At 62.1% G+C, this 19,389-nt stretch carries 16 protein-coding genes and 1 tRNA gene; 8 read left to right on the plus strand and 9 right to left on the minus strand.

Annotated features, from left to right (window positions below):
* Positions 1–6: 6 nt before the first annotated feature.
* Positions 7–1,617 carry an ABC transporter substrate-binding protein gene (locus DQW91_RS07685; protein ID WP_112663029.1) on the minus strand — a complete coding sequence of 537 codons (1,611 nt, stop codon included), beginning with the start codon at positions 1,615–1,617 and terminating at the stop codon, positions 7–9.
* Between the two features lie 101 nt (positions 1,618–1,718).
* Here DQW91_RS07685 and DQW91_RS07690 point away from each other — a divergent pair, with 101 nt between their 5' ends.
* On the plus strand, positions 1,719–2,591 hold the full coding sequence (locus tag DQW91_RS07690; protein ID WP_112663030.1) for a MurR/RpiR family transcriptional regulator: 873 nt from the start codon (positions 1,719–1,721) through the stop codon (positions 2,589–2,591).
* Positions 2,592–2,613: 22 nt separating this feature from the next.
* On the opposite strand, the gene DQW91_RS07695 is transcribed toward DQW91_RS07690, so the two are convergent.
* Positions 2,614–3,411 carry a glycosyltransferase family 2 protein gene (locus tag DQW91_RS07695; protein WP_112663031.1) on the minus strand — a complete coding sequence of 266 codons (798 nt, stop codon included), beginning with the start codon at positions 3,409–3,411 and terminating at the stop codon, positions 2,614–2,616.
* 86 nt (positions 3,412–3,497) lie between these two features.
* Positions 3,498–4,301 carry an endonuclease/exonuclease/phosphatase family protein gene (locus DQW91_RS07700; RefSeq protein WP_112663032.1) on the minus strand — a complete coding sequence of 268 codons (804 nt, stop codon included), beginning with the start codon at positions 4,299–4,301 and terminating at the stop codon, positions 3,498–3,500.
* 255 nt (positions 4,302–4,556) lie between these two features.
* On the opposite strand from DQW91_RS07700, the gene DQW91_RS07705 reads away from it, so the two are divergent.
* The 6 genes from DQW91_RS07705 to DQW91_RS07730 all read left to right on the plus strand — a co-directional run bounded on the left by DQW91_RS07705 (position 4,557) and on the right by DQW91_RS07730 (position 12,657).
* Positions 4,557–6,425 (plus strand): LTA synthase family protein, encoded by a 1,869-nt coding sequence (locus DQW91_RS07705; RefSeq protein WP_112663033.1) that lies wholly within the window; start codon positions 4,557–4,559, stop codon positions 6,423–6,425.
* Between the two features lie 142 nt (positions 6,426–6,567).
* Positions 6,568–8,409 (plus strand): dihydroxy-acid dehydratase, encoded by a 1,842-nt coding sequence (ilvD, locus tag DQW91_RS07710; RefSeq protein WP_112663034.1) that lies wholly within the window; start codon positions 6,568–6,570, stop codon positions 8,407–8,409.
* Positions 8,410–8,866: 457 nt separating this feature from the next.
* On the plus strand, positions 8,867–9,919 hold the full coding sequence (locus tag DQW91_RS07715; protein ID WP_157961368.1) for a PspA/IM30 family protein: 1,053 nt from the start codon (positions 8,867–8,869) through the stop codon (positions 9,917–9,919).
* Positions 9,920–9,947: 28 nt separating this feature from the next.
* Positions 9,948–10,604, plus strand: coding sequence for an OB-fold-containig protein (locus DQW91_RS07720; RefSeq protein ID WP_112663036.1), 657 nt, complete (start codon positions 9,948–9,950; stop codon positions 10,602–10,604).
* A 22-nt stretch (positions 10,605–10,626) separates the two neighbouring features.
* The gene (locus tag DQW91_RS07725) at positions 10,627–12,345 is read left to right on the plus strand and encodes a flotillin family protein (RefSeq protein ID WP_112663037.1); all 1,719 of its coding nucleotides are present in this window, start codon (positions 10,627–10,629) and stop codon (positions 12,343–12,345) included.
* A 236-nt stretch (positions 12,346–12,581) separates the two neighbouring features.
* Positions 12,582–12,657: transfer RNA gene (locus DQW91_RS07730), tRNA-Phe, on the plus strand.
* A 97-nt stretch (positions 12,658–12,754) separates the two neighbouring features.
* Here the strand turns inward: DQW91_RS07730 and yacG are convergent.
* From yacG to DQW91_RS07760, 6 genes are all read right to left on the minus strand, one after another.
* Positions 12,755–12,955 carry a DNA gyrase inhibitor YacG gene (yacG, locus tag DQW91_RS07735; protein ID WP_112663038.1) on the minus strand — a complete coding sequence of 67 codons (201 nt, stop codon included), beginning with the start codon at positions 12,953–12,955 and terminating at the stop codon, positions 12,755–12,757.
* A 22-nt stretch (positions 12,956–12,977) separates the two neighbouring features.
* Complete coding sequence (locus DQW91_RS07740; protein ID WP_112663311.1) at positions 12,978–13,619, minus strand: Maf-like protein; 642 nt, start codon at positions 13,617–13,619, stop codon at positions 12,978–12,980.
* A 56-nt stretch (positions 13,620–13,675) separates the two neighbouring features.
* Entirely contained in the window at positions 13,676–14,524 is an 849-nt protein-coding gene (gene pssA / locus DQW91_RS07745; RefSeq protein WP_112663039.1) for a CDP-diacylglycerol--serine O-phosphatidyltransferase, read from the minus strand.
* Positions 14,525–14,613: 89 nt separating this feature from the next.
* Entirely contained in the window at positions 14,614–15,315 is a 702-nt protein-coding gene (locus DQW91_RS07750; RefSeq protein WP_112663040.1) for a phosphatidylserine decarboxylase, read from the minus strand.
* 53 nt (positions 15,316–15,368) lie between these two features.
* Entirely contained in the window at positions 15,369–17,288 is a 1,920-nt protein-coding gene (locus DQW91_RS07755) for an ABCB family ABC transporter ATP-binding protein/permease (RefSeq protein WP_112663041.1), read from the minus strand.
* 127 nt (positions 17,289–17,415) lie between these two features.
* A complete protein-coding gene (locus DQW91_RS07760) occupies positions 17,416–18,651 on the minus strand; it encodes a LysM peptidoglycan-binding domain-containing protein (RefSeq protein WP_112663042.1) in 1,236 nt (411 codons plus the stop codon).
* 129 nt (positions 18,652–18,780) lie between these two features.
* On the opposite strand from DQW91_RS07760, the gene DQW91_RS07765 reads away from it, so the two are divergent.
* Positions 18,781–19,380 (plus strand): LOG family protein, encoded by a 600-nt coding sequence (locus DQW91_RS07765; protein ID WP_112663312.1) that lies wholly within the window; start codon positions 18,781–18,783, stop codon positions 19,378–19,380.
* The last annotated feature ends 9 nt before the right edge of the window (positions 19,381–19,389 follow it).

A 19,389-nucleotide genomic window follows, 5' to 3' on the forward strand; every position in this document is an offset into this window, starting at 1 on the left:
GCTTTCTTACTTCGCCGGCTTGACCTGCATGGCCATCGTGAACTGGTCCGCGCGGCCGAGATAGGTCAGGTTCGACTTGTAGGCCCAGACGGAGCTTTCGAAATGCAGCGGGATGAACGCGCCGCCTTCGATAACTTTCGTTCCGGCCTGCTGGAGAAGCTCGGACCGCTTGGCATCGTCGAGGGTGACGATGGCCGTGCGGATCAGCTTGTCGAACTCGGGGTCCAAATAGCCGCCGTAATTCGAGCCGCCGATGGTCTTGGCTTCATCCGGCGTCGCGGGCCATTGCTTCAGGAAGGACGAAGCCTCACCGCTGGTGGAGCCCCAACCGCCGATCGCCACGCTGAACTCCTTCTTGGAGCGACGCGGGAAGTAGATGGCACGCGCCATCGCGTCCACATCGGCGCGGATGCCGACCTGCGTCAGGTACTGCGCAACCGCCTGCGTGATCTGGCTATCGTTGATGTAACGATCATTGGTCGTTGCAAGAGTGACCTGGAAGCCGTTCGGATATCCAGCTTCAGCCAGAAGCTTCTTGGCTGCCGCCGGATCGTAGGAAATCTTCGGCGGGTTCGGCAGCGTGCCGAACATGCCGGTCGGCAGGAACTGATAGGCCGGTTCCGCCGCGCCATCCATGATGCGCTTGATGATGGCATCGCGGTCGATGGCCAGCGACATAGCCTTGCGCACGCGCGGATCCTTGAGCGGATTCTTGCCGTTCTCGGTCTTCACGAACGGGCTCGGTTCGCGCTCCACGTCGAGCTGGAAGTAGATCACACGCGTCGAGGGGGTGATGACATAACCGAAGCGCTTGTCATCCTTGATGCGGCTCACGTCACGCGCAGCCGGATTTTCGATCACGTCGTAATCGCCGGCAAGCAGGCCTGCGAGGCGCGGACCGGCATTGGGAACCGGCACGAAGGTCACGTTGGCCCAGGGCTCAGCCGGGCCCCAGTGCTTGTCGTTGCGCTCGAGCTCGATGCTCGTTCCCTTCGTATAGCTCTTGAACTTGTAGGGGCCAGTGCCGATGGCGAGCTTGCCGTCGTTGAAATCGCCGACGACCGGCCACTTGCCGGTGACGCCGCAGTTGTTCGCGACATCGAAGGTCAGCTTGCCATGCGGCAGCGTGGATGCGCTCAGGATGGCGACACCGGACAGGAAGTTCGGCAGCACCGGATCCGGCGCCTTCGTCGTGATGACGATGGTGTGCGAATCAGGCGCCTCGACAGCCGTGAAGTTGCCCGTGATGTCGGCGAAGGAGCCTGCAATCGCGGTCTCGTTCTTCAGGGTCCGGCAGAAGCTGAAGACCACGTCGTCCGCCGTGAAGGGCTGGCCGTTCGAGAACGTGACTCCCTGACGAAGCTTGAATGTCCAACGATTCTTGCCATCGTTCTCCCAGGAGGTCGCGAGGCTGGGGAGAACCTTCTGCTTCTCGTCCTGCTTGGTCAGGCTGTCGAAGATATGCATCGCCAGGGCGTTGTTCGGCGACAGATCGTGATAATGTGGGTCGATTGCCGTCGGCTCTGAACTGAGCGCGATCTTGAGGGACTGGGCCCATGCAGGAGCGCTGAGCAGGCACGTACCGGCGACGAAGGCGTAGATGATAGGATTGCGCATTGGATCTCTTTCTGTTCCCTTGTTGCTGTCTTTTTGACAGTTCTATTTTCTCGAATTAGAGATCATGAAAATTTCATGACGTCAATCAGCGTGGAGCGTCCATGTCACACGCCCTGAAGCCGACGACGGATCTCGCGAACCGGATCGCGCTCGTTTATCCCTCGCTCAGTGGCGCTCATCGTCGTGCGGCGGACTTCGTGCTGCAAAATCCGCTCGAAACTGTGACGATGACGATTGAAGGATTGGCGGAACGGAGTGGCGCTTCCACCGCAACGGTCACACGCTTCGTCCGCGCTCTGGGGTATGGCGGTTATAGCGAATTCCGGGCCGCGCTCTCAGCGGCGCTGAGGCTTGCAATGGCTCCCGTCGACAGCCTTGCCGATGCCCGCAGCACGAAGAGTTCCGCATTTTCGACTCTCGTCACCGCCCTCAAGGACCAGGTGGCCAATCTGGAAGGGGCGCTCGCAGCCATCGACGAAGGGACGTTCACGCGGGCCATGGAAGCCCTGTTGCGCGCACGCCGTATCTTCATCATCGGATCGGGGGTGAGCCATCACGTCGCGGCCCACCTCGAGGAAGGATTGGCGCTTTATCTCGACGCGAACGTGATCTTCGCTTCGTCACGCGGCGGGCCTGAACAGGCCCTTCGGCATATCACGACATTGGGCGCCGAAGATCTTGTGCTGGCCATCTCGGTTCCGCGCTACTCACGTGGCACAGTGGACCTGACAAACCTCGCCAAGGAGCGCGGCGCCATGGTGCTGGCGCTGACCGACGCACCAAGCTCGCCGCTGGTGCCTATCGCCGACATGACCCTGTTCGCGCCAGCGCGGAACAGATTGCTGCCCAACTCTCCATCCGCAACTTTCGCGCTCGCCGACGCCATCATCACATCCGTCGCGCGTGAGCGGCCCGATGCCGTCGAGGCCTTGAAAGAGCTCAGCGAGAGCCTGCTCTGGACGTTCTACCAGTAAGCGCTCTGCGTTACGGAGCCCGCTAGCCTCCTCCGGGTGCGCCGTCCTTGCGTGTAGCCAGACTCAGAAGGCGGCGCTCGTAGTGCTTTGCGAGCCTGAGATGTCGCGAGATGGCGTAGTTCATCGCCGTCAGGAAGCCGTAGGTGCCGCGCAGGAAGTGGCGGCGGCCAATATAGGCCTTGATGAAGGCGGCGGGGAACTCGAAGAACACGCGCCAGGTGGGAATGGAGACGCCGCGGATGTCGAGATCCACCGCCTGCTGATCGGAATAGCGATTGAGCTTGTTGATCTGGTCCCCCAGGGACCGGACTGACCAATGGTGCACAGTGCCTTTGAGCCGCCCCACCCTCGCCCCGGGGTTCAGATCGACGCGATCGTGAACCAGCGATGGGGAGTAGCGCCCGGCGTCCAGACGATAAAGGCGAACGGGGGACAATGCGTAAGCGAGCGGATGAGGCGCGCTCTCTCCGGGGAAGATCTCTGCGATGCGGATGCGGTAGGCGTCCTTGGGCGGCTCCCCATTGGCGAAGAGATCGCGGATCTCCTGCGCGAGATTGGGAGGCACGACCTCATCGGCATCCAGATTGAGAAGCCATTTGTGCCGACACAGCTCCTCCGCAAACCGCTTCTGCGGTCCGTATCCCGGCCATTCGTTATAGACGACGCGCGCGCCCAGCCCCTCGGCCACGGCCTGCGTGCCGTCCGTCGAGCCGGAATCGACGACGATCAGATCGTCGGTCAGGTCGCGAACGGCCCGGATCGTCTCTCCGATCCGGTCGGCCTCGTTCTTGGCGATGATAAAGACAGATATCGGGAGCATGGGGCGTTGTTTTCGTTTGACGGGCATTGCCTAGCCACCGCCGCCCTCAGTTGCAAGGGGCAAGGAGAGAAGGCCAGCCTGGAATCTCACGCCCTCTTTGAAGCCCCCTCACGGGTCGCCCCTTTCCCGCCGGCCTTGGCGCTCGAGCGGGCATGAGGCGCTATCAGCCTCAAATTGGCCATGAGGGGAAAATGGTCAGACGCCACCCGCGTCAGCGGCGTGCGGACGGGGGCGGCGTCGAGCACCTTGATCGAGGGCGTCACGAAAATATGGTCGAGACGCAGCACGGGCGCGCGCGTGTGGAAGGTCGGCTTGGGTTCCGATTTCGGGCTGGCGACCTGGGCGTCCCGAAGGTGTCCGGCCATCAGGCGGTAGGATCGCGATTGCGGCGGTGCGTTGAAATCGCCGAGAAGAACGGCAGGATCGGCGCAATCCGGATGCCCCATCCATTCGATCCCGACCAATGCGCCCGCCTGCGCGAGGCGCTCGCCGGAGCGCAGGGAGAGATGGGCATTGATGACCTGCAGCCTGTGCCCGCCCGTCTCGACGCAGACCCACAAGGCGCTGCGTTTCTCGAAGGCGGGCCCGGGCGAGAGGGTCGGCAGCCGTCCGCTTTGAACCGTGCGGGACTCGTGACGGGTCAGGATAGCGATCCCATACTGCTCGCCGAGAATCCTGATGGTCGGCTGGAAATGCAGCTCCATGCCGAGATCCTTGGCGACGATCGCCGCCTGATCCGCCGCCCCCGCATCGATCTTGCCCACCCGGACCTCCTGCAGGGCCACGATATCCGGCTCGCACGAGGCGATTACCTCCGCAATGCGCGAGGGCGAGATCTTACGGTCGGTCCCGAGCCAGCGATGGACATTGTAGGTGAGAATGCGAACCATGTTGCGAAATGGCCCTCGGAAGCAGCAGCCAATGTCAAAATTTCTGAGCAGTTTTTGAGCCGCCTGTCCATTGCGGCATTCGTGGCCTCCTGCGGCAAAGTTTCCGAACAAAGTTGCGACGGGCCGTGCTAGAAGCTTATCCTTATCTGCGCGCCATTCGAATCAACCTTGCGTCAAGCCGCTTATCCCTGCATGGGAACGACAATCCATAAGGTCGGCAAACAAGCCCGCCAGACGTTGCTCTGAGACTTTTTGATGACCAGACTTTTATCCTACCTGATCGCCCCCCTCCTCTACGGAATATTCGGCATCCTCGGCGTCAATCTCATCGAGATGACGGCGCTGAGAGATCCTCACGCCGGTATCACGTTCATGTCGGGCTTTCCGGTTGCGGCGGGCCTGACGTTCGCAACGGTTGTTGCCGCTGCCGTCTTTCTGGATTCAGTGATCGGCCGACGCTACCTCGGCGCGATCATCATCGTGGTCTTACTGGCAGGCATCGGCTTCGCGAGCGGTGAAAAGCAGCGTTATCTGCTCGAACCCCTGTTTCCGTGGGATATCCTCTTCGTCGGGCAGGTTGCCGATTTGTTGCCCCAACTGGTGAAGGTGCGCCCGAAGGCCTCAGCGGCTGTGGCCGTTCTCTCGCTTGTCTGCATCGTCGCCCTCGTATGGGGACTCATCTTCGCGATCAGGCGCATCAAGCCGACCCGCCTCCCCTTTCGGATCGTCAGCGTTGTCCTGAGCGGCATCGTTCTCGCTGGCGCCCTCTACAGCATGCACCCTGATGGGCCAGGTTTCTACAAGCGCACGTTCGGCATCCGAAACAGCCCTATCGTGCAGAAAAAAAGCTATAAAGAGAACGGCTTTCTCCTGGCCTTCATGCTGAATGTCAGCAGCTCCATCGTCGATCGGCCGGAGAATTATTCCAAAGAAGAGCTGGAGAAGATCGCAGACCGGTATGCGCGCACGAAGCACGCGCATGAGCCCTCATCGATGACGCCGAACGTGATCATGATCATGAGCGAGGCCTTCTGGGACCCGACACAGTTTCCCGGCGTCACTTTTGATCGCGACCCGCTGCCTTTCGTTCGCTCCGTCGCAAAGGGCGACATCTTTTCTCCGGTTTTCGGCGGCGGCACCGCCAATACCGAGTTCGAGGCCCTGACCGGCTTCAGCAATGCCTTTCTGCCGGAAGGCAGCTTTCCCTATCAGCAATACATCGCGCGCCCGACGCCCGCCCTGCCCTGGTACTTCCGCTCGCTTGGCTACCGCGCCATCGCCCTGCACCCCTACCACAAATGGTTCTGGAGCCGGGAAAAGGTCTACCCGCGATTTGGCTTCGAGAAGTTCATCGGCCTCTCCGACATGAAACAGCCGGCCAAGCTGGGCCCTTATGTTTCCGACGAGAAGTTGAACGACTTCATCCTGGATGCCCTCGACGCCGAGGAGCCGACATTCCTCTTCACCGTCACGATGCAAAATCATACGCCGTTCCAGCCGAAGCGTTACGGCGCCCAACAGATTCAGCCGAAGGGCGATATCGATGAGGATCAGGCGGCTGTCCTGAGCAGTTTCTCACAGGGCATCGAATATTCCGACAAGGCGCTCCGCGCACTGGCCGAAAAGCTCAAGACGCTGCGTCGTCCGACGCTGCTCGTCTTCTTCGGCGATCACGCGCCGGGTTTGGGCGACCAGACGCTCTATCGATCGACCGGCGTGTTTGATGGCTCGGAAATAGCCAAAGAGATGCGCGCCAAGCGCACGCCGCTTGTTGTCTGGCGGAGCGACGGCAAGGAAGTTCCGCCCGTCGGGACGATCAGCCCTGCCTTCCTGCCCGAGCTGATCGTGCGGACCTTGGGTTACGAACATCCCTTCTACAGCGGCCTTTTGGGGGCTGTCAGGAAGGACATTCGTGTCAATGATCGGGGAGCTTTCGCCACCAATGACTCGCCGTTTCTGCCGCCTGTCCCTCCGCAAGACAAGCAGGCCCTTCTCAACGAGTATTCCGCAATTCAATACGATCAGATGATCGGAACCAACTACGCGCGCGCCGGAATGTTTTGCGAGATGCCGGGGCAATCCTGCGAGACGCCGAAGGCCAAGGTCGCCGAGCCGACCCCTTAAGCTTGACAGCCTTCACGCATCATGGAGAAGGCGGCGCCCTCGGGTGAGCCCTGAAGCTTGACCTTCTAAAGGTTTGGACGCCGCTTGCGTCTCGGTGTAAGAGCCATATCTCGCAAGCTCTCGTTTCAGTTCAGGTTTCGCTATGCCGCAGTACCGTTCCCGCACGACAACCCACGGCCGCAACATGGCTGGAGCGCGTGGCCTTTGGCGCGCGACGGGCATGAAGGACGAGGACTTCGGCAAGCCGATCATCGCCATCGCCAATTCCTTCACGCAGTTCGTGCCGGGGCATGTGCACCTGAAGGATCTCGGCCAGCTTGTCGCCCGCGAGATCGAAAAGGCCGGCGGTGTCGCCAAGGAATTCAACACCATCGCCGTCGATGACGGCATCGCGATGGGCCATGACGGCATGCTCTACAGCCTGCCCTCCCGCGAGATCATCGCGGATTCCGTCGAGTACATGGTGAACGCCCATTGTGCTGACGCGCTCGTGTGCATCTCGAACTGCGACAAGATCACCCCCGGCATGTTGATGGCGAGCCTTCGCCTCAACATCCCGACGATCTTCATCTCCGGCGGCCCGATGGAGGCCGGCAAGGTCAACTTCCGCGGCAAGCTCAAGGCCCTCGACCTCGTCGATGCGATGGTGGCCGCTGCGGACGACTCCGTGACCGATGAGGAAGTGAAGGCCATCGAGCGTTCCGCCTGCCCGACCTGCGGCTCCTGCTCTGGCATGTTCACGGCCAATTCCATGAACTGCCTCACCGAGGCGCTGGGCCTTTCCCTGCCCGGCAACGGCACCATTCTCGCCACCCACGCTGATCGCAAGCGGCTCTTCGTCGAGGCAGGCCATCTCATCGTGGATCTGGCGCGCCGTTACTATGAGCAGGATGATGCTTCCGTCCTGCCGCGCTCGATTGCGAGCTTCAACGCATTTGAGAATGCCATGACCCTCGATATTGCGATGGGTGGCTCGACGAACACGGTTCTCCACCTCCTCGCCGCCGCCTACGAAGCGGAAGTCGATTTTACGATGGAGGATATCGACCGCCTCTCCCGCCACGTGCCCGTGCTCTGCAAGGTCGCCCCGGCGGTGTCGAACGTGCATATCGAGGACGTGCATCGCGCCGGCGGCATCATGGGTATTCTCGGCGAGCTCGACCGCGCGGGGCTGCTGCACAGCGAGTGCGGCTGCGTCCACGCATCGAGCATCGGCGATGCGCTCGAGCGTTGGGACGTCAAGCGCACCAACAGCGAGAGCGTTCGCAACCTCTTCCTCGCCGCTCCGGGCGGCGTGCCGACGCAGGTGGCCTTCAGCCAGGAGCGCCGCTGGGAGGATCTCGACCTCGACCGCGAGAAGGGCGTGATCCGCTCCGCCGAACATGCCTTCTCGAAGGATGGCGGCCTTGCGGTCCTGTCCGGCAACATCGCCATCGACGGCTGCATCGTGAAGACGGCGGGCGTCGATGAGAGCATCCTGAAATTCAGCGGCCCGGCGCGCGTGTTCGAAAGCCAGGACGCGGCGGTGCACGGCATCCTGAACGGCGGCGTGAAGGCGGGTGATGTGGTGGTGATCCGCTACGAAGGCCCGCGTGGTGGCCCCGGCATGCAGGAAATGCTCTATCCGACGAGCTACATTAAATCGAAGGGCCTCGGTAAGGCCTGCGCGCTCATCACCGACGGACGCTTCTCCGGCGGCACCTCGGGCCTCTCCATCGGCCACGTCTCGCCGGAAGCTGCCGAAGGCGGCCTGATCGGCCTTGTCGAGGAAGGCGACCGGATCGAGATCGACATCCCGAACCGCTCCATCAAACTCGCCGTGGACGAGCAAACCCTCGCCCAGCGTCGCGCGGCGATGGAAGCGCGCGGTGCGCAGGCCTGGAAGCCCGCCAACCGCACCCGCAAGGTCTCAACCGCCCTGCGCGCCTACGCGGCCCTGACCACGAGCGCCGCCAAGGGCGCGGTGCGCGTGCTGCCAGAGTAAGGCCTGGCTTCCAAAAGCTACTGTGATGTTTGTAGAATTTGGCACCCTGCGGGATTTGGATCTCGCGGGGCGCGTCTTGATGAATGACGACGTCAGCTCTCATTTCGGCGATCAGACACCGCAAGGCATGCCGGCATAAACGTAGCAGCAAAGCCTTCGAGAGCGATGGTCATCACCGATCTACCCGATAATGAAAATAACGCGCATAGGTCATCGATCGGCATGTGAAGCGTGATGGTTGGGCCGCCGCAGGAACGCTTCAGAGCCTGACCTTGGGATTCCTGACTCACATAATGAGATAATATTCATTTTTGGCCTTGAAGTGACAAAATAAGTCACTTATATTTCTCGCATGAGGTTTAAGGTTTCAGCTCCATCATCGAGCCTTCGCTACGCCCTCTATCTGAGGCCTGCGGATCAGGAGGCTATTGGAGAAACCCTCACGCAATATGCTTCCATGATGACCTTACTTGAGGCGATCGCAACGCGAGAGGGCATCAAGTCCGATGTCGTGCGTCTTCAAAAGCTTGCTTACGAGCAGATTCGATTTGAAACCCAATTGCCCGCACAGATGGTTCTCCTGGGCATTCGCGATTTCGCGGCACGGCGCAGCTCCGGAGAGGAACTGCCAGGCATCCCTCTCGACGAGAAGCTCTACGCCCTCAAGGGGCCTACAACCCTTACGCTCGCCACGGTTCAAGGGCGAGTGAGCGTGCGCTACGACGTGGTTGGCTATGAACAAGGCTGGCGCGGCTCCGCACCGGCCCGCCTCGTTCCGGCTGATGCAGGTTTCGAGATTATCGTCGGCGTCAAACCATTCATTCGTCCAGCAGAGGAGAAGTCGATGGCTTATGAAGGCATTCTGTCCCGTGTCGGTCGCTTGGTTGCAGGTCTGGCTCATGCTGCGGTCGACAGGGCCGAGCAGAAGGACCCCGTCGCAGTGGTCGAACAGGCGATCCGGGAAATTGACCGGGAGGCAGAGCAAGCTCGTGCCGCGCTCGGCAAGCACACGGCCGAGCAGCACAGGCTCGAAAGCCGTATTCGCGAGTTGGACACGGAACTGGCGGCCCTTTCAGGCAAGATAGCAACGGCCCTTCAACAGGGGCGTGAAGATCTGGCAAAGGCAGGAATCGAACGGCAGATCGATATCGAGGCGCAGATCACCGCCCTGCATGTCGCCTCGAGCGATGTGAGCGAGCGCATCCAGGAGGCCCAAGGGGCTGTGCAGGCCGTCATCGCCGCCCGTCGAGAGGGAGAGGCGCGACTTGAGGAGCTGAAGAGATCCCTGGCGCAGGAGCGGGCTGCCACGTCCGACGGAGCCCGAACCTCCCCTCCGGGCATGCCCGAGGACAAGGCCTTGCGTTCTCTTGAGACCATTTCGCGCGTGACAGGCGTGCCCGCATCCGGCGGCAACCCTCATGCCGCACAAATGAATGAACTGGAGCGGCTGCACAGGGATAAAACCGTTGCGGAACGTCTCGCGGCGTTCAAGGCCAAGGCACAAGAATAACAAAACACAAGAATAATCGGAGAACCCGATGAACGCCCTCCTGTCGACAAGCTACCAGCCTTTCGCCATTGCCGGCCTTGTCATGGCCAGCCTTGTTCTCATCGAGACGATATCGCTGATCGCAGGCTTTTCCTTAAGCCTCCTCATCGATCAGGGCCTGGACCTCGATGCCTATGATGGCCACCACGCCGATCATGGGGAACTGGGCTTCGTGGGTGGACTGCTGGGCTGGGTGAATGCAGGCCGCGTTCCCATCCTGATCCTCATCATCTCGTGGCTTGCGGCTTTCGCCGCTACGGGCTTCGCAGTTCAAACGCTCGCCATCCGTGTCCTGGCGCCTTTGCCCGTCCTGATTGCCAGCCTCATCGCATTCTGCCTCGCGGCTCCGGCGACGCGCTTCACGACACGTTTGGTTTCCTTCATCGTTCCGCGAGAGGAAACCTATGCGGTGTCCGACAACGACCTCGTCGGCCTTGTCGCGGAAGTGACGCTCGGACCTTTGGATCAAGGGCCGGCCGGCCGCGTCAAAGTCCAGGACCCTCACGGAAACTGGCACTTCCTGATGGCGAAAGCCGCTGAAGGCCACGCTGCCCTCCCGATAGGGGCTCAGGTTCTTTTGGTCGACAGACGTGGGCCGACCTTTTTCGTGATCCAGGCCCCCGAAGAACTCAAGACAACCAGCTAAAGTAATCTCCCGGAGAACTTCCATGCTCAATGGCATCGTCATCCCGGTCGCCCTCTGCCTCGTTGCCATCATCGGCATCGGCGTGGTGATCGGCATTCTCTACAAGCGCTCGACCCGCGATCAGGCTTACGTCCGTACGGGCCTCGGCGGTAAGAAAGTCGTGCTGGACGGCGGCTCCATCGTCCTTCCCGTCTTCCACTCTATGGCCTGGGTGAACCTCAATACCCTGCGCCTCGAGGTGCGCCGAGGCGAAGGCGACGCCCTCATCACGAGGGACCGCATGCGGGTCGATATCGGAGCCGAGTTCTACGTTCGCGTCCGTCCGGAAGCCGACTCGATTGCACTTGCAGCTCAGACGCTCGGCGATCGCACGAACAACGCGGACGCCTTGCGCCAACTGATCGAGGCAAAGTTTGTCGATGCGCTGCGCTCGGTGGCTGCGACGATGTCCCTGAACGATCTTCAGGAAAAGCGTACCGAGTTCGTGAAAGCCGTGCAGGAAACGGTTGCCGCCGATCTCACGTCCAACGGTCTCGAACTCGAGAGCGTCTCCCTGACCCGCCTCGACCAGACAGACATCAAGCACTTCAACCCCAACAACAGCTTCGACGCGGAAGGTCTGGCGACACTCACGAAGATCACCGAGCAGCGCAAGAAGGAGCGCAACGAGGTGGTCCGCGATACGGAAGTCGCCATTGCGGAGAAGGATCGTGAAGCCCTCCAGCGCAAGCTCGAGATCGATCGAGCTTCGAAGGAAGCCGAACTCACCCAGCAGCGCGACATTGCCAATGCCTCGGCAAAGACCCGCGCCGAGCAGGCTGAAAAAGAGGCCGCGGCTCGGCAAGCCGAGGAGACGGCAAGGATAGCCTCGGAACTCGCCATCGCCGAACACGAAGCCGAAGCCAAGCGTATCAAGGAAAGCGCCAACATCGTCGCCAACCGCGCCGTCCAGCAATCCGAGCTGGAGGCCAAGCGTGACGTGCAGATCGTTGCGCAAGAGAGCGCCATTGCGGTCGCCAACAAGAGCCGGGAGGAATCGGAGGCCAAAGCCGCAGCCAAAGAGGCCGAAGCCCTTGCCGTTGCGGCCGACGAAAAGGTTTCTACCGCGCGCGAGGTCGAGATCGCGGAGCGCCAGAAGCGTATCGCCGTCATCGCCGCGCAGCAGGAGGCAGAAACCGAGGCAACGAACGTTACTGTCGCGGCCCAGGCCGAGAAGGATGCCGCCGAGAACAGGGCCCAGGCCATCAAGACCATTGCCCTGGCCGATGCCGAGGCCGCCAAGATTGAGGCTGAGGGCATCCGCGAAAAGGGTGCGGCTCAAGCTGAAGCGGAGGCTGCAATGACGGAAGCCCGCAATAAGCTGTCTCCCAACATCATCGAGTTCGAGCTCACCCGCGAGCGCATCCGCATCATACCGACGGCCCTGGCCGAGGCGGTGAAGCCGATTGAGAAAATCAAGGATATCCGGATTTTCGACACGGGTGGGTTAGTCAACGGCAAGGCGAATTCGGGGGGTGCAGGAATTGGTCTTGGCGACGGCCTTGCCGGTCAGCTTCTGGCTCTTCAGGCGAACAAGCCCATTGTGAACACAATCCTGGCGGAGGCCGGATTTACCGGTGGAGGCAACGCTCTCGATACACTCCTCGGATCGGTCTCTGCGAAGGAACCCATCAAGGTTGAAGGGGTGACAGACGGCTCCAACCGCCCAATACAGTCTGAAAATTCGGACAAGACTTTGTAATCAGGCGTTTCGGGGCATCGTCCGATCGACGGTGCCCCCGGAAGCTATACTGCTTGCTCCGAACGTTCCTTGAGCTCCTGATTGAGGTGAGCCGCACTGACGAAGAACGATCATCAAACAAATGACCGGTGTGTCCACACTTGCCCCCGGCACTCTCGCAAAAGGCTCTAGACAGACGCCACAGGGCTGACTATACACCGCCCACCAACGCGAACGGCCACTGGCCTTCGTTGGATGCCCAGGTAGCTCAGTTGGTAGAGCATGCGACTGAAAATCGCAGTGTCGGTGGTTCGATTCCGCCCCTGGGCACCATCAAATTTTCCCAGAGAATTAAGGACTTGAACGGCTCGCACTACATGCGGCGGTGTACGAGTCCGGCGTGTACGGTGCACGTCCCCACCGAAAGCCTTTAGTTTTCTTGGCCGTTCTCTTCACCATCACTCTCGCCTTCCGGGGTGGGAATGGCGTAGCGGCCAGTGAACCAGCGTTGGAGGTCCACGTCCGCGCAGCGCTTGGAGCAGAAGGGTTTGTACTCCGTCACTGCAGGTTTGCCGCAGATCGGGCATTCGCCGAGGGAGGCCTTGGGCGTGTTTTCGTTGGCGGGTTTCATGGCCGTTCCTCTCCCTGCCCGCTCATGCCGCGTTGAGCCAGGTGAAGCGCACCGGGTAGCCCTCGCCGTCCAGAAGCGCGACAGTTTCATAGAGGGGCAACCCGACGACGTTGGTGTAGGAACCGACGATCTTCACCACGAAGGTTCCGGCCAAGCCCTGGATCGCGTAGCCGCCAGCCTTGCCGCGCCATTCGCCCGACGCGAGATAGCGCTCGAGTTCCTCCCGGGAGAGGCGCTTGAAGCGCACGCGGGTTTCCACGAGACGCTCGCGGACAGCGTCCTTCGGCGTCACGAGGCAGATGGAGGTGTAGACCCGGTGGGCGCGGCCCGAGAGCAGGCGAAGACATGCGGCGGCCTCGTCCACCACTTCCGCCTTCGGCAGAATGCGCCCACCCGCCAGAACCACCGTATCAGCAGCAAGAATGTAGGCGTCCTTGAGATCCTCGCGTGAGCGCGCCGTCTTGCGGGCGACCTCCGCTTTCGCGCGGGCGAGCCTGCGGGCAAGCTCCTTGGCGGATTCGCCCTTGAGCGGCGTTTCATCCATGTCCGCGGGCAAAAGGGCGTCGGGCTCAATTCCCGCCTGCTGCAGCAGCGCCAGCCGGCGCGGCGAGGCGGAGGCCAGGACGAGTTGCGGACGCCAGCTTGGGGACGATGTCTCGAAAATGGCCGTCACGTCGCTCTCCACGCTTCCAGGCGGTCGAAGATTAAACCAGGCAAAAGCTAGACAGTTCCGTCCGACCGAGACGCTTGCTCAGGCTGCGGCTCGGCCTCTGCCGCATGTTGCCTTGCGAGCTTGCGATACCGCGCCGCGCTGACGGGGATGGTCAGCAAGATGCCGATAGAGGCGACCGCGAGCATCTCGAAGGGAAAGCTGACAAGAAGGCCGAAGGCAGCAACCGAGAGCACGAAGATCGGCAGAACCATCTCTCGGGGGACGTATTTGCCCATCGTCTTTCCCGAATAGACGGGAATGGTGGAGACCATGAGAAAGGCGATGCCGAGCAGATAGACAAGGACAACGGGCGCCACCGCGCCGTCGACCACCGGCACGCCGAGGAAAGAGAGATAGAGGGGGAGAAGCGCCGTCAGCGCCCCCGCCGGGGCGGGAAGGCCGGTGAAGAAGTTCTTCTTCCATTCCGGGCGGTTCGGATCGTCCAGCATCACGTTGAAGCGCGCGAGGCGCAGCGCCATCGCGATGGCATAGACGAGAACCGTGATCCAGCCGACCGACTTCAGCTCATGCAGCACGAAGCTGTAGAGGATGAGGGCCGGAGTAACGCCGAAATTCACGAAATCGGCCAGCGAATCCAGCTCCGCCCCGAACCGGGTCGTGCCCTTGAGAAGCCGCGCAACCCGCCCGTCGATACCATCGAGAAAAGCGGCGATCACGATGGCGATCACCGCCGGCTCGAAGCGCCCCTCGAAGGCCAGCCTGATCGCCGTCAACCCCAGGCAGAGCGCGATGAGGGTGATGATGTTGGGGGCGATGACGCGGAACGGCACCGGCTTGAAATGCCGCCTGCGCGGTTCGTGCTCATCCGGCGCGAAGGGAGGAAAAAGATCGCTCATGGTACAAAGAGTAGGAGCGCCGCGGCAAAGCGGCAAGGAGCCTCGTACGTTACCTTATCGCTTGGGCCGTGACAGGCATCTGACCGCCCTTAGCCGACGTGGAACTGCCGTGCGGGCTCGGTTGCGCCGAGGTCAGCGAGGACGGTTTCACCGGCAACGGCGGTCTGGCCCAAGCCCACCAGAACCTGCGCGCTCAGGGGCAGATAGATGTCGAGCCGTGAGCCGAAGCGAATGAGGCCGAAGCGCTCGCCAACGCCAAGGCTATCCCCCGTCTTGACGAAGGACACGATGCGGCGGGCCACCAGACCGGCGATCTGTACGACACCGATCTTGGTGCCGTTGGTTTCGATCACGAGGGAGTTGCGCTCGTTGTCGTCGCTCGCCTTGTCGAGCTCCGCGTTGAGGAATAGGCCCGGCGTATAGAGAATCTGCGTGATGCGTCCGGCGACCGGCGAGCGGTTCACGTGGCAATCGAACACGTTCATGAAAACCGAGACGCGGGTCATCGGCTCCTGCGGCAGCTCAAGCTCCGCGGGCGGCACCGCCGTTGTGATGAGGCTCACGCGGCCATCGGCGGGGGACACCACGAGCCCTTCGCGGACCGGCGTCACGCGGGGCGGGTCGCGGAAGAAGTAGCAGACCCAGAGGGTGAGGATCGTGCCGACCCAGCCCAGCGGCGACCACAGCCAGCCGAGGAGGATGGTCGCGATCAGCGCGATGACGATGAAAGGATACCCCTCCTTATGGATCGGAACGACGATGCGACGGATCGAGTCCAGAATGCCGGTCATGCTTTCATCCTAAATTGACGTGAGTGGCGGGATGGCAGGGCTTGGCCTTCCCGTCAACCTGTTACGCTTTCCGGCTGGGGACTGGCCGCCTCGGCCTCCTCGGCGCGCTTGAGGGTTTCGCGCGCCTCGTCCGCCTCGCGCTGGCGATTCCACATGGCGGCATAGATTCCGCCCGCCGCGAGAAGCTCGGCATGGGTCCCTCGCTCCGCGATGCGGCCCTGATCGAGCACGATGATCTCGTCCGCGCCGATCACTGTGGACAGGCGGTGGGCGATGACCAGCGTCGTACGCCCCCGGCTGACGCGATCCAGCGCGTCCTGAATTTCCTTCTCCGTAAAGGAATCCAGCGCCGAGGTCGCCTCGTCGAGAACCAGAACCGGCGGGCTCTTCAGGATCGTGCGGGCGATGGCGACGCGCTGCTTCTCGCCGCCCGAGAGCTTCAGGCCCCGTTCGCCGACCGGGGTTTCATACCCCTCCGGCAGGAGGCTGATGAAGCGGTCGATCTGGGCCAGGCGCGCGGCCTCCCTCACCTCTTCCTCGCTCGCATCCCAGCGGCCGTACCGGATGTTGTAGCCGATGGTGTCGTTGAACAGCACCGTGTCCTGCGGAACCATGCCGATCACTTTGCGGAGGCTCACCTGTTGCACATCCGCGACGTTCTGGCCGTCGATGAGGATGCGGCCGCTGTTCGGCTCGTAGAAGCGGAAGAGCAGGCGCGAGATGGTGGACTTGCCCGCGCCGGATGGCCCGACGATGGCGACCGTGTGCCCGGCGGGCACATCGAACGACACGCCTTTGAGGATCGGGCGCTCGGGGATGTAGGAGAAATGGATGTCCTCGAAACGGACATGCGCCTTGCCGACGTCGAGCGCCTTAGCTCCCGGCTTGTCCTGGATCTCCGGGTTGCGCTCGATGATCTTGAACATGTCATCGATGTCGATGAGCGCCTGTTTGATCTCGCGGTAGAGCATGCCCATGAAGTTCAGCGGAATGTAGAGCTGAACCAGCATGGCGTTGACGAGAACGAAGCTGCCGATGCTCGCGTGCCCCGCCACGATGTCGCGAACCGCGAGCACCATCACGATGGCCATGCCGATGGAGAAGATGACCGCCTGACCGGCATTGAGCACGGCAAGCGACGTGTAGGTCTGCGTCGAGGCCTTCTCATAACGCGCCATCGAGCGGTCGTAGCGTTCGGCCTCCCGCTTTTCCGCGCCGAAGTATTTCACCGTCTCGTAGTTCAGGAGCGAGTCCACCGCCTTGGTGTTGGCGTCGGTGTCGGATTCGTTCATCCGCTTGCGGATGGAAATCCGCCACTTGGTCGCCTGATACGTGTAGGCGAGATAGACGACGACCATGACGAACACGACCGCCGCGTAAACCCAGTTGAACTCCCAGGCGAGGAGCCAGAGGACGAGCAGGAACTCGACGATGGTGGGAATGAGCGTCAGCACCACGAGGCGCGACAATTCCTCGATGCCCTCGCGCCCACGCTCCAGAACGCGCGTGAGACCGCCGGTCTTGCGCTCCAGGTGGAAGCGTAAGGAAAGGCGATGCATGTGCTCAAAGGTCTGGAGGGCGAGCTTGCGCACCGCATGCATCGCGACCTTGGCGAACAGCCCGTCACGAACCTGCGTGAGCACCGCCATCAGCACGCGGGCAAGGCCATAGAGAAGGGTCAGAAGGATGGGCGCGCGCCAGAGCCACGAACCGGCGGTCGCCGCAGCTTCCCCCTGCCCGCCGACGCCTGTCACGGCCACGAGCGCATCCGTCGCCCATTTGAAGGCGAAGGGCGTCACCATCGTCACGCCCTTGGCGACGAGCAGCAGGGCGAAAGCGAGGAAGACCCGCATCTGCAGATCGGCCCGCCCATATGGCCAGAGATAAGGCCACAGCTTGCTGATCGTCGCGATCAAGCCGGGGGGCTTCGGAGCGGGCTGACGCGCCGAAGATGGGGCTTCGAGGGGGGCCATGCTTTGGAATCCGTTCAATGTGCGCCCCCGATATAAGGGATCGCGCAGCCGAATTCACCCTTTGAAACGCGAAGGCCACGACGGAACACCGCTCAAGCCGGTCTTGCGGCCAGGAGAGGCCGGAAGGCTAAGGTTTCTTGTCCGTCTGGGTGGGCGGCAACACGAAGACCTGCCCGGGATAGATCAGATCCGGATCGCGGATCTGATCCTGGTTCGCGTTGTAGATCACCGTGAAGCGGTTGCCCTCGCCATAGGTGCGCCGGCTGATGCGCCAGAGGTTGTCCCCGCGCGAGACGATGGCCGTCGTCACGTCGGGAATGACGACCGTGTTCGGGTGGCTTGCCCTCGTGGTCTGCGTGGCATCAGCCGGAGTGCCTTGACCGGGCGTCTGTGCCCCGCCCGAAGTGGATGGTGAGGCCGGCGAGGCTTCGGCCATGGCGGAGCTCGCTGGCACGTTGAAAGGCACCTCCGCCCGCGATTTCACGTTGCCGGAAACGGGGTCCACATCGTCGAGCCGAACACGGTAATCGCCGGGCTTCATGCCTCGTCCAATCGCGAAGGAGACCTTGCCGTCTCCTCCCGCGCCACCAGGTGCGATGAACGTGTCGTTGAGGTAGAGGCGCACCGTCGCTCCGGGCGCGGCCTGTCCGGATACATAGAGGCGGCCGCCCTCGGCGGTCTCGACGGTCGTGATCTTGATCTCGGGTCGCGGAGCCGCGGCGGTTTTTTCCTCGGCGGCGGGAGCCTGAGGCGGCGTAGCAGGCGTGGCCGCCTGCTTGGTGGCGTCCGGAGGTTCCGGATTGGAGAGCAGCACGGTCGGCTTGTCGGGGGCGGTCAGAGCAACCAGAGGGCGCGAATCGCCATTGACGACGACCGTCACGCTCTCGCGGGAGCGCTGGCGGGCCCCATCCGGCGCGATGGATTGCAGAACGAGCTGGTGGGAGCCGCGCGGCAAGGGCGGCGGCACGAGGGCGAAAAGCCCGGAGGCATCGGCCACCGCGCGGGCATGAACCTGTTCATTGCGCAAAAGCTCGATGGTCGCTCCCGGAACCGCGCGCCCGGCGATGACGGCATCCCCGCTCGGCTCGACCCGGACAACGTCGAAGGATGGTAAAACAACGGTTTCGGCGGCCTTTTCGGCAGTTTTAGGCGGCTCAACGGGCGTTTGCGGCTCAGGGAGCTTCGAAGCCTGCTGGGCGGGCGCGGGCGGGCTCGGAGCCGAGGCTTCCGTCTTGGTTTCCTTCACCGAAACAGGGCTGACCGTGGGCTCCCAGGCCAGCATGCCGATCAGCACGACAACGACCAGAACCGCCGCCGCGCCGAGGATGAAGAACGTTCCCTTGCCCTGTTCTTTGTTCGCCATGAAGCCTTTATCTCAACCGCGGCACTTTCGTGCATTTAAACCGTTTATCTTTCAAATAGCTACGGCATAAGGAAGATAAAGATGTTTCAAGAATCGGCGCAGGATTTTTCGCGCCTCGGGGATTTGTCGATGTCTGCCATCCGTTCCATCTGCGTCTATTGCGGCTCCGGCTTCGGGGACGATCCCATCTTCAAGGAAAGCGCGGCGGCTTTAGGCAAGGCGATGGCCGAACAGAATATCAGCCTCGTCTATGGCGGTGGGAATGTGGGCCTGATGGGCACCATCGCCCATTCCGTGCTCAAGCATGGCGGATACGTCACCGGCATCATTCCGGAATTCCTCACCTCGCGGGAGAAGCTTCTCGACGAGGTGCAGGAAACCATCGTCGTTCCGGACATGCACACCCGCAAGCGCCTGATGTTCGAGAAGGCGGATGCTTTCGTGGCCATGCCCGGCGGCATCGGGACCCTCGAGGAGCTCGTGGAGCAGATGACCTGGTCACAGCTCGGCCAACACACGAAGCCCATTCTGATGCTGAGCATCAACGGCTTCTGGAAGCCGCTTCTCGCGCTCATAGCCCATATGCGCGAGCAGGGCTTTATCCGTTCAGGCCTCGAGTTGAACTACATCGTCGCCGAGCAGGCCAAGGACGTGATCCCCATGCTCGAAGCCTCGGCCCGCCGCCTCGGCGTCGTGGCGAACGAGGAACTGATCGAAGAGCGGTTCTGAGAGAAGGGG

It is taken from the genome of Microvirga flavescens (assembly GCF_003290125.1).
Classification (GTDB): Bacteria; Pseudomonadota; Alphaproteobacteria; order Rhizobiales; family Beijerinckiaceae; genus Microvirga; species Microvirga flavescens.

Excerpts from the sequence above, each read along its gene's own strand:
- DQW91_RS07685 (WP_112663029.1), bottom strand. The coding sequence starts at position 1,617 with ATGCGCAATCCTATCATCTACGCCTTCGTCGCCGGTACGTGCCTGCTC.
- DQW91_RS07690 (WP_112663030.1), top strand. The coding sequence starts at position 1,719 with ATGTCACACGCCCTGAAGCCGACGACGGATCTCGCGAACCGGATCGCG.
- DQW91_RS07695 (WP_112663031.1), bottom strand. The coding sequence starts at position 3,411 with ATGCTCCCGATATCTGTCTTTATCATCGCCAAGAACGAGGCCGACCGG.
- DQW91_RS07700 (WP_112663032.1), bottom strand. The coding sequence starts at position 4,301 with ATGGTTCGCATTCTCACCTACAATGTCCATCGCTGGCTCGGGACCGAC.
- DQW91_RS07705 (WP_112663033.1), top strand. The coding sequence starts at position 4,557 with ATGACCAGACTTTTATCCTACCTGATCGCCCCCCTCCTCTACGGAATA.
- ilvD (WP_112663034.1), top strand. The coding sequence starts at position 6,568 with ATGCCGCAGTACCGTTCCCGCACGACAACCCACGGCCGCAACATGGCT.
- DQW91_RS07715 (WP_157961368.1), top strand. The coding sequence starts at position 8,867 with ATGATGACCTTACTTGAGGCGATCGCAACGCGAGAGGGCATCAAGTCC.
- DQW91_RS07720 (WP_112663036.1), top strand. The coding sequence starts at position 9,948 with ATGAACGCCCTCCTGTCGACAAGCTACCAGCCTTTCGCCATTGCCGGC.
- DQW91_RS07725 (WP_112663037.1), top strand. The coding sequence starts at position 10,627 with ATGCTCAATGGCATCGTCATCCCGGTCGCCCTCTGCCTCGTTGCCATC.
- yacG (WP_112663038.1), bottom strand. The coding sequence starts at position 12,955 with ATGAAACCCGCCAACGAAAACACGCCCAAGGCCTCCCTCGGCGAATGC.
- pssA (WP_112663039.1), bottom strand. The coding sequence starts at position 14,524 with ATGAGCGATCTTTTTCCTCCCTTCGCGCCGGATGAGCACGAACCGCGC.
- DQW91_RS07750 (WP_112663040.1), bottom strand. The coding sequence starts at position 15,315 with ATGACCGGCATTCTGGACTCGATCCGTCGCATCGTCGTTCCGATCCAT.
- DQW91_RS07755 (WP_112663041.1), bottom strand. The coding sequence starts at position 17,288 with ATGGCCCCCCTCGAAGCCCCATCTTCGGCGCGTCAGCCCGCTCCGAAG.
- DQW91_RS07760 (WP_112663042.1), bottom strand. The coding sequence starts at position 18,651 with ATGGCGAACAAAGAACAGGGCAAGGGAACGTTCTTCATCCTCGGCGCG.
- DQW91_RS07765 (WP_112663312.1), top strand. The coding sequence starts at position 18,781 with ATGTCTGCCATCCGTTCCATCTGCGTCTATTGCGGCTCCGGCTTCGGG.